Genomic DNA, 13,442 nt, shown 5'->3' on the forward strand with positions numbered 1-13,442 from the left:
TCTCAGGCCCGACGGGCGCGTTGCCCCGCCATGACTGACACCGCTGCTCCCGCCGCCCTCCGCATCGACACCTGGGCCGACATCGTCTGCCCGTGGTGCTACGTGGGAGAGGCGCGCCTACGGGCCGCCGCCGAGGACGGCTCCACTCCCGTCGAGCTGGTGGTGCACGCCTTCGAGCTCGACCCGTCCCACTCCCATCCCGAGCGCGTGATCGACATGCTGTCGCGCAAGTTCGGCGCCTCGCCGGAGCAGGCAGCGCAGATGGATGGGCGCGTCGCCGACCTCGCTCGCGCCGAGGGCCTCCCGTACTCGTCGGATCGCGTGACGGCGAACACCTTCGATGCCCACCGGCTCATCGCGGCTGCAGCCGTCGACGGTCGCGGCCTGGAGGTGCGAGAGGCGATCCAGCGCGGGCACTTCGACGGCACGGTCGACATCTCCGATCACGGCGCGCTCGCGGAGGCCGCCGCCACCGCGGGCATGGCGCGCCAGCGCGCGCTGGAGGTGCTCGCCGGCGAGGAGTTCGCGGACGCGGTGCGTGCCGATGAGGCGCAGGCGCGAGAGCTCGGCGCCACCGGAGTGCCCTTCACCGTGGTCGGCGGGCGACTCGCGATTCCTGGCTGCGTCGAGACCACGCAGTACGCCGAGGTCATCGCGCGCGTCGCCGCGGACTCCGCCGCGCCCCCGGCTTAGCGCGGGCGAACGGGAGCGGTGCCGATCTCTTGACACCCGCATCGGCCGGTCATAACCTACAACCAAATGGTTGTGGAAGCTGAACTCTCCGACGACGAGGTGGACCGGATCTTCCGGGCACTCGCCGATTCCACGCGCCGTGACATCGTGCGCCGGAGCCTCGCAGGCGAGGCCTCGGTGTCCGAACTCGCGCGGGCGTACGACATGTCCTTCGCGGCGGTCCAGAAGCACGTCGCGATCCTCGAGGGAGCCGGTCTCGTGACCAAGCATCCCCGCGGCCGCGAGCGCAAGGTGCGTGGCAATCCCCAGGCGATTCGGCGCGCGCAAGCCATGCTGGACGCCTACGAGCAGATCTGGCGCGCACGCGTCGACCGGCTCGATGCGTTGCTCGCCGACGCCCCCGAGTAGCCCACCGTAGGAAGGCCTTCGCCATGTCCATCACCTCAGTCGACAAGAACCTCGACGGGCTCACGATGACCGTGATCGCCGACTTCACCGCAAGCCGCCAGCGCCTCTGGGAGGCGTACACCGACCCCCGGCAGATCGAGAAGTTCTGGGGTCCGGTCGAGTGGCCGGCGACCTTCACCCGCCACGACGTCTTCCCCGGCGGGCGCAGCCACTACGTGATGACCGGGCCGGATGGGGAGAGGTCGGGAGGCTTCTGGGAGTTCCTCGCCGTGGACCCCGGCCACTCCTTCGAGGTCCGCGACGGCTTCGCTGACGAGAGCGGCGATGAGAACGCCGAGATGCCGTCGATGCGCATGACGTTCCAGTTCGAGGAGACCGACGGTGGGTCTCGCCTCATCACCACCACGCATTTCGGTTCGCTCGACCAGCTCGAGCAGTTGATCGAGATGGGCATGGAGGAGGGCATGACCTCCGCGATGGGCCAGATCGACGACGTGCTCGCGGACCTCGAGTCCTTCGCGGCCAGCCGCGTGGCGGAGGCCCAGACCCTCTCCGACACCCAGGTGCGCGTCTCCCGCGTGATCCGCGGCACCCCCGAGCAGATCTGGCAGGCCCACCACGACCCCGACCTCATGAAGCGCTGGCTTCTGGGGCCCGACGGCTGGACCATGCCGGTGTGCGAGATCGCGCACGAGGTGGGCGACACCTACCGCAACGAGTGGGAGGACGAGAACGGTGAGAACCGGTTCGGCTTCACAGGCGAGCTGCTCGAGGCCGAGCCCCCGTTTCGCGAGGTCACCACCGAGTCCATGATCGGCGTGGAGGGCGAGCCGAACGTGAACGAGCTGACCCTCACGCCCGTCGACGGCGGGACCCTGCTCTCACTCGTCATCACCTATCCGAACGCCGAGGTGCGCGACATCGTGCTGGGCACAGGCATGGTGGCGGGCATGGAGGCCAGCTACGCCCGCCTCGAGGGTCAGGTCTTCGGGTGAGCGAGGTCGGCGCCCATCGGGTCTTCGCCCCCAGCTCGCGCCCCTCGGCGTGACCGTCGCGCGGTCCCGTGGACTCTGGCATGCTTGCGGATCATGAGCGACTACCAGCACATCGAGATCGGCCCCAGCGACCAGTGGCGCGAGCACTTCGGCGGATTCGTGCCCGACCGTTCGCGCGACGGTCGCCGAGTGCTCGACCACGAACTGCCGATGCAGTTCATCGGCGTCACGGCGAACTCCATGGTCCCGGGCGAGGAGGCCGGCTACTGGCACGCGCACAGTTCCGACGAGGAGCTGTACATCTTCCTCACCGGCCGCGGCCAGATGGGCCTGGGCGACGACGTGGTCGACGTCGGGCCGGGCACCGCGATCCGCGTGGGTCAGGGAGTCCTGCGCACCTGGCGATGCGTGCCCGAGTCCGAGGGTCCTCTCACGTGGTTCTGCATCCGGGGGGACGGCGACGCTCTGCCGCACGTTCCCGACGACTCGCGTCGCACCACCGACATCCCCATGCCCTGGTGACTCGCGCATCGGCCGTCTGCTCCGGCGGCTGACACGTCCCCGGCGAGTCGGCCCCGCTGCGCGCCCGCCCGGGCCACGGCGCCGTCCCCTGCCTTCAGGCCACTCCGTAGATGAAGAACAGTGCACCCGCGAAGACAGCCGTGGTCGCGCAGGCCAGGAGGATGCCGGGCATGGTGCGGAGTCGAGTGAGGGAGAGCCACGTCAGCACTCCCACCCCGGCGGCCGCGGCCGACCACCAATAGGCGACGGGCGTGGTGTCTGCGACCCTGAGGAGCCCGTGCCCCGCCTCCCCGAGCGCGACTCCAGGAAACACCGCCGCAGACACCGCGCGCAGTGGCCACGAGTCCGAGTGGCGCAGCGTCCACAGCGCGAATCCCATCGCGGCCCCGGCGATCACGCCAGCCGTGCACCACATCAGCACCATCGAGGTGCTCACGCCGTAGCCCCTCAGCGCGGATGTGGCGTAGTACCCGACCATGGCGAGCGGACCGGCTGTGGCACCCATCACCATCCGCGCCCACACCGCACGGGCTGCCATCGACACGGCGGCTGCGAGCGCGACGACCGGAGCGGCAGAGTTGAAGAGCGGCGCGAGGACATCAGGGGAGAAGGTCTGTCCGAACGAGATGACGACGCCGGCGACGAGCGCGCCGACAAGAGCGAGGGGCACGCGGAGCGACATGCGGGGAGTATAGGTCGGCGCGTATGATCTCTGTGGTCATCGATCCCGACACAGGAGACTCACGCGACATGAAGATCTAGGTTCGCCAGACGCTCACGTCTGGCCACGCGCACCCCCGCATCCCAGACGCATTGCGAGAACCTATGTCTTCCCTGTCCTTCTCTCACCTGACCTTTCTGTGGCCCGACGGCTCGCCCGTGATCGCCGATGCGACCGGCGCCGTGAGCAGCGGCCTCACCTGCATCGTCGGCGCCAACGGCGCCGGCAAGTCCACGCTGCTGAGTCTGCTCGCGGGCGACCTGCCACCCGCCTCGGGCACGGTGCTGCGCACGGCGTCGCTCGTGCACGTCCCTCAGGACGTCGCTCTGGACGCCTCGGTGAGAGCCGATGCGGTGATGGGCCTGACGCGCATTCGCACCGCCCTTCGCGCGATTCAGGGTGGCTCCGTCGACCCCAGCGACTACGACATCGTCGGCGACGATTGGGACGCCGAGGAGCGCGCATCGGGCACGTTGGCGTCGTTGGGTCTTCCCCCCGACACGCTCGACCGCACCGTCGGCGAGCTGTCTGGAGGGGAGACCACCCGTCTGGCGCTCGCCTCGGCTCTGCACCGCCGTCCCGACGTGCTGCTGCTCGACGAGCCCACCAACAATCTCGATTCGGCCGCGATCGCGCAGGTGGTCGAGGCGCTGGCCCAGCGACGCGAGCCGACCTTGGCGGTGAGCCACGACCGAGCGCTGCTCACGCGGGCGAACACCATCGGCGAGCTGCGCCGCGGGAGGCTGCGGTGGTTCGGCGGCGACATCCACGCCTACGAGGAGGCGCTCGAGGCGGAGCGCGCGACCGCGGACCAGGAGGTGCGCAGCGCCCGAGCCGACGTCGCGCGGCAGCAGCGCGAACTCCGAGCGCACGTGGAGGGCTCGGCGAAGCGGCAGCGTGTCGGAGCGCGCAAGGCCAAGGACGCGAACCTGCCCAAGGTCATTGCCGGCGAGCTCAAGCGCAAGGCGCAGACCGCGGAGGCGCGCGTCACCGGGGTGCACGAGGACCGGCTCGGCGACGCGCGGACGAGGCTGGGAGATGCCCAGGAGGCCGCAGAGCGAGACCGAGAGATCCGGGTCGAGCTGCCTGACACCGAGGTGCCGGCGCGGCGCGACGTCGCTCGCCTCGACTCCTGTGTGCTGCCGACGGGAGCGGCCATCGACGCGGTGGTGCAGGGTCCCGAACGCATCGTGATCCGCGGACGCAATGGGAGCGGAAAGACCACCCTGCTCCGCACGCTGCTGGGCGAGGTCGCGCCACTGGCGGGGACCGCATCGGCGCTGGTGCCCGTCGGGTACCTGCCGCAGCGTCTGGACGTGCTCGATCCCGCACTGACCGTCGTGGAGAACGTGCGCGCACAGGCGCACGGAGCGACGCCGCACGACGTGCGTGCCGGTCTCGCGCGATTCCTCTTCCGAGGGGACGCGGGCGATGCGCTCGCGGCCACCCTCTCAGGCGGAGAACGACTGCGGGCCACGCTCGCCGCGCTGCTGCTGGCGAGGCCCGCACCGCAGCTGCTGCTGCTCGACGAGCCGACGAACAACCTCGACTTCGCGTCGCGATCGCACCTGATCGCCGCTCTCGAGGCCTACCGAGGGGCGCTCGTGGTGGTCAGCCACGATGCCGCGTTCGTCGCGTCGCTGGCGCCCACCCGCGAGTGGCGGCTCGAGGGCTCTTTTCTCGACACCCCGCTGTAGGAAGGTTCTGTACACAGAATGCGCTCGTCGTGCGTCGGGTAGGAAGACCGCGAGCGTCGTCACCATGCCCCCGGGGCATAAGCGGAGCCCCCGACCCGTTGCCCAGCCATGAGACCCGCCGATCAAGCTGATGTGTGGTGGCGCAACGCCACCGTCTACTGCCTCGACGTCGAGACGTTCCAGGACTCCAACGGCGACGGGATCGGGGACTTCCGTGGGCTGACCTCGCGGATCGATCACCTGGCGAGGCTCGGCGTCACCTGTCTGTGGCTGATGCCGTTCTACCCGTCACCCAACCGCGATGACGGATACGACGTCGCGGACTACTACTCGGTGGACCCACGGCTCGGCACGCTCGGCGACTTCGTCGAGATGATGCGCACGGCGCGCCACCACGGCATCAGGGTGATCGCGGACCTGGTGGTCAATCACACCTCGGACCAGCACCCGTGGTTCCAGGAGTCGCGGTCGTCGCGCGATAACCCCAAGCGCGACTGGTACGTGTGGCGGGATTCGCCCCCGGAGGGTGCTCCGCAGGCCGTGATCTTCCCTGACGAGGAGGACAGCCTATGGCGACACGACGAGGCGACGGATCAGTACTACCTGCATCACTTCTACCGTCACCAGCCCGATCTCAACATCTCCAATCCCGACGTTCGCGACGAGATCGCGCGTGTGATGGGGTTCTGGATGGAACTGGGGCTGTCAGGTTTCCGTGTCGACGCGGTGCCGTACCTGCTGACGACGTCTCACGTGCAGGGCGCTGACGTCGAGACCGACCCGCACTCGTACATGCGCGCCCTGTCCTCGTTCATGACGAGGCGCTCCGGCGACGCGATCATGCTCGGCGAGGTGAACGTCCCCTACGAGGAGCTGATGCGGTTCTTCGGTGACGGTGGCGACGAGTTGGATCTCTCGTTCGACTTCCCGGGCATGCAGGTCATGTTCTTGGCGCTCGCACGTCAGGATGCACGGCCGATGCGGGAGGCGATGGCGTCGCGTCCGCTGGCCCCGCGCGATACCCGGTGGGCGACGTTCGTGCGCAACCACGACGAGCTGACGCTCGACCAGCTGACTCCCGAGCAGCGCGACGAGGTGTTCGCGGCATTCGGCCCGGAGCCCGACATGCAGGTCTTCGGGCGCGGGCTGCGACGCCGCCTGCCGAGCATGGTCGAGGGCGACCAGGAGCGCATGCGCATGGTGTACTCGCTGCTGTTCTCGCTCCCCGGCACCCCGGTGCTGTTCTACGGCGAGGAGATCGGCATGGTCGAGAACCTCGACGTCCCGGGTCGCTCCTCGGTGCGGACCCCGATGCAGTGGGAGCCGGGTCCCACGGGTGGCTTCACCACCGCGGGTGTCGAGCAGATGCGCCGGCCGATGCCGGCGCGGCCGTTCGGCCCTGATCACATCAGCGTCGAGGCGCAGCGGGGGGATCCAGATTCCTTGCTCACCTACATGTCGCGGCTCGCCGGGCACCGCCGGGAGATGCCTCACTTCGGGTGGGGAGACATCGAGTGGCTCGAGAGCGACGCGCCCTCCGTGCTCGCGCATCGGGCGGAGCTCGACGGTGAGTCCGTGATCGCAGTCCACCACCTGGGTGAGGCGCCGGTCGAGGTCACCCTGACGACGGGGCTTCCCCGCGGCACCATGGTGAGAGATCAACTCGCGACGGGCGCGGGCGTGGCGGAGCCCCTCGAGGTGTCCGCAGCCGGCACCCTGACCCTGACCCTGGGCAGGTACGCCGCTTGCTGGTTGCGACAGCTGACGTCGCCGACGCCTGCGGGGTGATCTCTTAGGCGGAAGTCGACGTCGGACGCCAGGCGTGTGATCTCGCTGTCGCTCGATATCAGGCCGAGCCCGCCGACGGTGCCGACGTGCAGCTGAACTGCTGGACCGGCTTGACGCAGTGGTGCAGCAGGCTGTCCATCCGGGGCCTCAACTGGTTCGTGGTCCAGTCGCCGTATGCTCTGCGCACGCTCGCGGTGCCATGCTTTGCGATCTCGACGACCAGCGCGTCCACGTGCTTGGCATGGGCGTTGTCGGCGTCGACCAGGACGGCGAGACGGGCTTGGTCATGGGGTCGCCACCGGCTCACGGTGGCCCAGCACGGCGGGCGGTGGCGGGTGGGTCGGCGGCGAGCGGCAGACTGATCGTCACTCTCGTGCCCTCTCCCGGGATCGACGACACGTCCAGGGCCCCACCGTGCGCCTCGATGATCGCCGCGGTGATGGCGAGCCCGAGCCCCGCCCCGCCCGTAGAGCGCCGCCGCGACGAGTCGCCTCTGACGAACCGTTCCGTGGCTCGCGCCGCGATCTCGGGCGCCATGCCGGGCCCGTCGTCCATGACGGCGACGCGCGCGCGGCCGTCCTCGCGCTCGACGACCACCGCGACCGTTGCGCCGCCGTGAAGTGCGGCATTCGAGATCACGTTGAGCAGCGCCTGTCGCAGCCGGTCCGCGTCCCCGGTGACGGTGAGCTCATCGCCGGTGGCAGTGAACGTGGCCTCGGGGAAGGCGGCCGATGCGTCGGTCACGATATCCCGCGCGAGCCGCCCAAGAGCGACGGGCTGCTGCGCGAGTCGCGGCTCCGCGTCGTACTTCGCGAGCTCGAGCATGTCGTCCACCAGCCTCCGCATCCGGCCGGCCTCTGCCTCGGTACGCGCCCAGGCGTCGGTCTGGTCAGCCTTCCGCCGCAGTGCGCCGCGGCGATGCAGCTCCGAGTACCCCAGCACGGTGGTGAGGGGTGTGCGCAACTCGTGCGAGGCGTCCGCGACGAACTCCCGCAGCCTCGTCTCCGAGCGTTCTCGCTCGCGCAGCGAGTCAGTGAGCGTGGCGATCATCGCGTTGAGCGAACCTGCCAGCTCCGCGGTCTCGCTTCCGCGACCGGCGCCCTCGAGGCGCACATCGAGGTCGCCGGCCGCGATGCGGGACGAGGCGTCGATCATGCGCCGCATCGGCGTGATGCCCATGCGGATCATCCACCAGGCGACCAGGCCAAGACCGCCGAGCATCAGCGCGATCCCTGCGATCTCGATCGCGACGAGGCGCTGAGTCGCACTCTGCACCGAGTCCATCGAGAGCGCCGTCACGTCCCACCCGTCATCCGCGGGACGTGCGAGCACACGGAAGTCGCCTGAGCCGTCCGACGACGGTGCCGTCAGGAGAGTCGCGAAGGTCGGCGACAGCTCGTCCGCATCGATCACCGGCACCGCATCGTCCGCGCCCTCGACGGTGGGTGCGAGCACCACGTGCAGCTCCCCATCCGCTGCGAGGAAGCCACGAAGCGCGTCCGATGGGCGGGAGAGGTCCTCGCTGGGGTTGCGCGGCAGGCGCTGCATCGGCTGGTCGACGACGAAGGGTCCCGCGAACGACTCGAGTCGCTGGTCGAGCTGTGCCATCTGGTACTGGTGCGTGGTGGCGGTGACCGCGACAGCGATGGCGATCGCGATGACGGCGACCGCGGCGAACCCCACGAGCACACGGTCCCGCAGCGAGAGGCGCGCCCTCATGGGGGACGGTGTCTGCGCCTGGTCGGTGCTCACGGCGCCCTCAGGGTGTAGCCGGCTCCGCGCACGGTGTGGATGAGGTGGGGCTCGACCTGATCGACCTTGCGGCGCAGATACCCGATGTACGTCTCGACCACGCCCGGATCGTCGTCGGGCGAGTAGCCCCACACGCCTTCGAGGAGCTGCCCGCGCGACATGACTCGCCCGACGTGACGCATGAGGTGACGGAGCAGGCGGTACTCGGTGGGGGACAGCGGCGTCTCCACGCCGCCGCGCGTCACGCGGTGGGCGACGTCGTCCAGGATCAGGTCCGCGACCGCGTACACCTCGGACGCGCCTGGCGAGCGCTCGACCCGTCGCGACACCGCCTCCACGCGAGCCACCAGCTCGTCCAGGTTGAACGGCTTGTCGAGGTAGTCGTCGGCGCCGATCGTGAGCCCCTCGACCTTGTCCGCCGCGCTGTCGCGCGCCGTCAGGAAGATGATCGGGGTGCGGTCGCCGGATTCCCGCAGCCGCCGGCACATCGCGAACCCGTCGACGTGGGGCATCATCACGTCGAGCACGATCAGATCGGGACGGTGCTCCTTGACCGCGCGCAGCCCGTCCGCACCGTCGACGGCCTGGTGGACGGTGTAGCCCTCGTACCGGAGGGCGGCGACGAGCATGGTGCGGAGGTTGTCCTCGTCGTCGACTACGAGGATCGTGCGTGTGGGCATGGTCTCAGTCTCACACCTGGGCCTCGGAGTTTGCTGGCAACGCCCTGGCAGGACGCTCAGCTCAAGTCACAGGCGGCTGTGCTGTGGCTCTCAGCGTTCTCCCAGGCGGGCGCGGTGCGATGGAGATCACCACCGCTCGATCCCCGACGGCTCTCACCGAGCCATGACCGGGGCGGGCCCGATCTCAGCTCAGAGGTGACCCGTGCCCATTGCAGCCTTCATCGCCGCCGACCTCATCGCCATCGGGGCGATGGTGTTCGGCCTGTACTTCCCGCGCCACCGCCACCGCCGCCGCGACATGATCGTCGCCCTGCTGTCCATCAACGTGGGCGTCATGGGCGTCACGTATGCCATGACCAACGCTGAGATCTCGCTCGGGTTCGGCCTGGGCATCTTCGCGGTGCTGTCGATCATCCGGCTGCGATCGACGGAGATGGATCACGCCGAGATCGCCTACTACTTCACGGCGATCGCCTTGGGTCTGCTGGGCGGATTCCCGTCGATCTCGCCGTCGGTGAGCTTCACGCTCATGGCGGTGCTGCTGGCGGTGATCGCGATCGGCGACCACCCGGCGCTGTTCTCACGATCGCGTCAGCAGACCATGACCCTTGACCGCGCGTTCACCCGGGAGGCCGATGCGGTCGCTCACCTGAGAGCGCTCCTCGGCGGGCCGGTGCATCGGGTGCAGATCCGCCGGGTGGACATGGTGACCGACACGACGGTGGTCGACGTCCGATTCGGTGTGCCTCGCGGCGAAGAGGCGGCGAACCCTGCGCCAGCGCCGGCCGTGACTCCCTTGCCGCACGCGGCACCCGCGTCCGAGCCGGTCGCGACGGGTGCGCACCGATGACCGTCACCGGAGCGTGGCCGGGCGTGATCGGTCAGCTTGCGTCCGTCACGCTCGAGGAATTGGACGCCATCGCCGCCCTGCAGACCAGGACCGACCGCAAGTACGTGCTGCGCCCCGAGACCTGGGCGCTGGCGCTCGCCTCCCTGGAAGCCGCCCCGCGCGTGCTCGACATCGACGGCCGCCGCACGTTCCGCTACGAGTCCACGTACTACGACACCCCGGACCTGGACTCGTACCGCATGGCCGCGCGACGACGGCCGCTGCGCTACAAGGTGCGGACGCGCCATTACATCGACGTCGGCACCATGGCGATCGAGGTGAAGCTCCGCTCTCGCACTGGGGAGACGGTCAAGCATCGCGAGTGGTTGACCCCGGGCGCGGCTCGCTGCGGAGGGCCCCGACTCCCCGCGGAGGCGCAACGGTTCGTAGCCTCCTTCCCGGAGACGGCCGATGCGGTGGGGCGCCTCGCGGAGACGCTCACCACGGCCTACGAGCGTGCCACGCTCCTCACGTCCGATGCGCGGGTCACGGTCGATGCGCACGTGCGAGGGCGCGACAACCATGGCCGCGAGGCTGGCTTCGGAGATCTGCTGATCGTCGAAGTCAAAGCATCGGCACGTGCCGGCGCCGTTGACCGTGCCCTGTGGTCCGTCGGCGTGCGGCCGGCCCGCGTGTCCAAGTACTGCACCGCGCTCGCCGCACTGCGTCCCGACCTTCCGTCCCACCGCTGGGCGCGTACGCTGCGTCGCCACCTCGAGGCCCCTCAGGCGGCGTTCGCCGGACGGGTGCCCGACGGCAGTGTCGCGGGAGGGGACGTGGCGGGCAGGGTCGAGGTGAGCTGACTTCCTCCCCGGGCAGAAGTGAGGTGGTGGGAACCGGCGTAGACTGAGCGTTCACCCCCTTCTTGGTGGGGACCTCTCGTTGACACCGGCCTCCTGGCCGCAACGTCCCTGGCGCCTCCTTCCGAGCATCGACTCGAGGTCTTGTCATGCGCCCCGTTCCGCCACCCGTCTCCGCCCTGCCCGCGCCCACGAGCGCAGACTCACGTCCCACGGCCGTCGTGTACTGCGAAGGCAACTTCGCCAGGATCGATGGGAAGACGGCCAACGGGCTGGTTCGCTCGAGCGAGCGATACCGCATCGTCGCCGTGATCGACAGCACGATCGACGGCGCCGATGCCGGGCTCGCACTCGGGGACGTCGCCGCAGGCATTCCCGTCGTGGACTCGCTCTCCGCGGCGCTTGCGGTCGCGGCCCCTGCTCCACGCGACTCGCTCGAGTCGCTTGCCGCACCGGTCCCGACTCCCACGCCCGACGTCTTCATCTTCGGCCTGGCGCCGCTGTCGGGGCTCATGAGCCTCGCGGACCGCGCGGCGGTGATCGAGGCCATCGGCGCCGGGCTCGACATCGTGTCCGGCCTGCACGAGTTCCTTGAGGACGACGCCGAGATCTCCGCCCATGCGCAGAAGGCCGGTGTCGCGCTCCATGACATCCGCCGCCCGCGCCCCACGCGCGACCTGCGCATGTTCGATGGTGCGATCGATGGCGTGGACTGCTTGCGGATCGCGATTCTCGGCACCGATGGGGCAATCGGCAAGCGCACCACCGCGACCCTGCTGACCGCAGCACTCAAGGACGCCGGCGTGCACGCCGTCATGGTCGGCACCGGGCAGACGGGCCTCATGCAGGGCGCGAAGTACGGTGTCGCACTCGACGCCATTCCGGCGCAGTTCGGCGTCGGCGAGCTCGAGGGCGCGGTCGTGGCGGCCTGGGAGGCCGAGCGCCCGCAGGTCATCGTCGTCGAAGGCCAAGGAGCGCTCAGCCACCCCGCATATCTCAGCTCGACCGTGGTGCTCCGGGCCAGCCGCCCCCAGGCCGTGATCCTGCAGCATGCCCCCGGTCGCACCGTGCTCAGCGACTACCCGGATGTCGCGATGCCCCAGGCCGCGGACGAACTGGCGCTCATCGAGCTGTTTGGCCGCACCCGCGTCATCGGGCTCGCGATCAACCACGAAGGCATGGGCCACACCGAGGTCGCCGCCTCCGCTGCGCTCTACGAGTTCGAACTCGGCATCCCCGCCGCAGACCCACTGTGGGATGGTGCCGAGCGCTTGGTCGACATGGTGCTGCAGGCGTATCCAGCTCTCGCGCCGGAGGCCACGCCGGTCGGCTCATGACCGCGCCGCGCATCGAGGTCGACCTCGCCGCGATCGAGCACAATGCCCGGACGTTGGTGGCGCGCCTGGCACCCACGGGCATCACCGTGACGGGCGTGACGAAGGCGACCCTCGGTTCGCCACAGGTCGCTCGAGCGATGCTGCGGGGCGGCGTGACGCGCCTGGCCGACTCCCGCATCGAGAACCTTGAACGACTCCGGCGGTCCGGCATCACCGCCCCCTTGACCCTGCTGCGCTCGCCGGCGCCGGCCCAGGCCCCGCGGGCGATCCTCGCCGCCGATGTGTCTCTGGTGAGCGACATCGACGTGGTGCGCTCGTTGGCTGAGGCGGCTCGGGCCGTGGGAGGCGGCCACGGCGTGGTGCTGATGGTCGAGCTCGGTGACCTTCGCGAGGGGCTGATGCCTGGCGAGCTCCTCACCACCGCGCGCCAGGTCGCCGCTGTCGATGGCGTGAAGCTCGTCGGCGTGGGAGCGAACCTCGCGTGCCTCAGTGGTGTGATTCCCGGTGCCGAGCAGATGCGCGACCTGTCGGCGCTCGCGTCGCTCGTGTCGACCCGGCTCGGTCTGCCGGACCTGCGTGTCAGCGGGGGCAACTCCGCGAACCTGCCGTGGGCGCTCGGGCGCGGTCCGGTCGGCGCGGTGAACGATCTGCGACTCGGCGAAGCCATGCTGCTGGGTCTCGACCCCCTCACGGCGCTCCCGATCGACGGGCTCCGCACGGATGCGTTCACCGTCGTGGGTGCCGTGATCGAATCCCGGGAGAAGCCCACCGCACCCTGGGGCGAGCTGGCGCCGATCGCCGCGCGCGCGGCCCATGCCGGGCAGTCCGCGCCTGCGGTCCGCGCCGGGCGCGCCCGTCGGATCCAGACCATCGTGGCGCTCGGCCGGCAGGATTCGGATCCGGACGGACTCACGGCTCCGGCGGGTGCGAGCGTGCTCGGCGCCACGAGCGATCATCTGGTCCTCGAGACATCCACGGTGATCGCCGCCGGGACAGAGATGCGCTTCGGTGTCGACTACGGCGCGTTGCTGCGGGCGATGGCGTCGCCGTTCGTCGCCGTGCTGGCCACCTGCCCGGCCGGCATGTCAGCCTCCTCTCCGCTGCAGGAGGACTCCATTCCCGTGCCGCCGTCTCCGAACGGGCGGTAGTCGACCGGTTAC

General features: G+C 70.0%; 14 protein-coding genes. 10 read left to right on the forward strand and 4 right to left on the reverse strand.

Annotated elements, in window-relative coordinates; all coding sequences use genetic code 11:
* The first annotated feature begins 30 nt into the window (after window positions 1-30).
* From AOP72_RS00575 to AOP72_RS00590, 4 genes are all read left to right on the forward strand, one after another.
* Entirely contained in the window at window positions 31-693 is a 663-nt protein-coding gene (locus AOP72_RS00575) for a DsbA family oxidoreductase (protein WP_062130940.1), read from the forward strand.
* Window positions 694-759: 66 nt separating this feature from the next.
* Complete coding sequence (locus tag AOP72_RS00580) at window positions 760-1,101, forward strand: ArsR/SmtB family transcription factor (protein ID WP_062130943.1); 342 nt, start codon at window positions 760-762, stop codon at window positions 1,099-1,101.
* Window positions 1,102-1,124: 23 nt separating this feature from the next.
* Window positions 1,125-2,096 carry an SRPBCC family protein gene (locus AOP72_RS00585; RefSeq protein ID WP_062130946.1) on the forward strand — a complete coding sequence of 324 codons (972 nt, stop codon included), beginning with the start codon at window positions 1,125-1,127 and terminating at the stop codon, window positions 2,094-2,096.
* Between the two features lie 93 nt (window positions 2,097-2,189).
* On the forward strand, window positions 2,190-2,618 hold the full coding sequence (locus AOP72_RS00590) for a cupin domain-containing protein (protein WP_062130949.1): 429 nt from the start codon (window positions 2,190-2,192) through the stop codon (window positions 2,616-2,618).
* A gap of 94 nt (window positions 2,619-2,712) precedes the next feature.
* On the opposite strand, the gene AOP72_RS00595 is transcribed toward AOP72_RS00590, so the two are convergent.
* Entirely contained in the window at window positions 2,713-3,300 is a 588-nt protein-coding gene (locus AOP72_RS00595) for a DUF6518 family protein (protein ID WP_062130950.1), read from the reverse strand.
* A gap of 143 nt (window positions 3,301-3,443) precedes the next feature.
* Between AOP72_RS00595 and AOP72_RS00600 the strand changes: the two genes are divergently transcribed.
* Complete coding sequence (locus AOP72_RS00600; protein ID WP_062130952.1) at window positions 3,444-5,036, forward strand: ABC-F family ATP-binding cassette domain-containing protein; 1,593 nt, start codon at window positions 3,444-3,446, stop codon at window positions 5,034-5,036.
* Window positions 5,037-5,144: 108 nt separating this feature from the next.
* Window positions 5,145-6,824 carry an alpha-amylase family protein gene (locus AOP72_RS00605; protein WP_062130954.1) on the forward strand — a complete coding sequence of 560 codons (1,680 nt, stop codon included), beginning with the start codon at window positions 5,145-5,147 and terminating at the stop codon, window positions 6,822-6,824.
* A 58-nt stretch (window positions 6,825-6,882) separates the two neighbouring features.
* Here the strand turns inward: AOP72_RS00605 and AOP72_RS00610 are convergent, their stop codons facing one another.
* The 3 genes from AOP72_RS00610 to AOP72_RS00620 are packed head-to-tail and all read right to left on the reverse strand — an operon-like array spanning window position 6,883 to window position 9,256.
* A complete protein-coding gene (locus tag AOP72_RS00610) occupies window positions 6,883-7,131 on the reverse strand; it encodes an NYN domain-containing protein (RefSeq protein WP_062130956.1) in 249 nt (82 codons plus the stop codon).
* Window positions 7,128-8,576, reverse strand: a complete 1,449-nt coding sequence (locus tag AOP72_RS00615; RefSeq protein WP_062130958.1) for a sensor histidine kinase — start codon at window positions 8,574-8,576, stop codon at window positions 7,128-7,130. Before AOP72_RS00615 ends, AOP72_RS00610 begins: the two co-directional genes overlap by 4 nt.
* The gene (locus tag AOP72_RS00620) at window positions 8,573-9,256 is read right to left on the reverse strand and encodes a response regulator transcription factor (protein WP_062130962.1); all 684 of its coding nucleotides are present in this window, start codon (window positions 9,254-9,256) and stop codon (window positions 8,573-8,575) included. Before AOP72_RS00620 ends, AOP72_RS00615 begins: the two co-directional genes overlap by 4 nt.
* A 202-nt stretch (window positions 9,257-9,458) precedes the next feature.
* Between AOP72_RS00620 and AOP72_RS00625 the strand changes: the two genes are divergently transcribed.
* From AOP72_RS00625 to AOP72_RS00640, 4 genes are all read left to right on the forward strand, one after another.
* Window positions 9,459-10,106 (forward strand): DUF4956 domain-containing protein, encoded by a 648-nt coding sequence (locus AOP72_RS00625; protein ID WP_152650197.1) that lies wholly within the window; start codon window positions 9,459-9,461, stop codon window positions 10,104-10,106.
* The gene (locus AOP72_RS00630) at window positions 10,103-10,948 is read left to right on the forward strand and encodes a polyphosphate polymerase domain-containing protein (RefSeq protein WP_062130964.1); all 846 of its coding nucleotides are present in this window, start codon (window positions 10,103-10,105) and stop codon (window positions 10,946-10,948) included. The genes AOP72_RS00625 and AOP72_RS00630 overlap by 4 nt, the downstream gene beginning before the upstream one ends.
* A 146-nt stretch (window positions 10,949-11,094) precedes the next feature.
* Entirely contained in the window at window positions 11,095-12,282 is a 1,188-nt protein-coding gene (locus tag AOP72_RS00635) for an N-acetyltransferase DgcN family protein (protein WP_084631064.1), read from the forward strand.
* Entirely contained in the window at window positions 12,279-13,430 is a 1,152-nt protein-coding gene (locus AOP72_RS00640) for an alanine/ornithine racemase family PLP-dependent enzyme (protein WP_084631066.1), read from the forward strand. The genes AOP72_RS00635 and AOP72_RS00640 overlap by 4 nt, the downstream gene beginning before the upstream one ends.
* Window positions 13,431-13,442 lie beyond the last annotated feature (12 nt).

The sequence above is a fragment of the Demequina aestuarii genome (assembly GCF_000975095.1).
GTDB lineage: Bacteria > Actinomycetota > Actinomycetes > Actinomycetales > Demequinaceae > Demequina > Demequina aestuarii.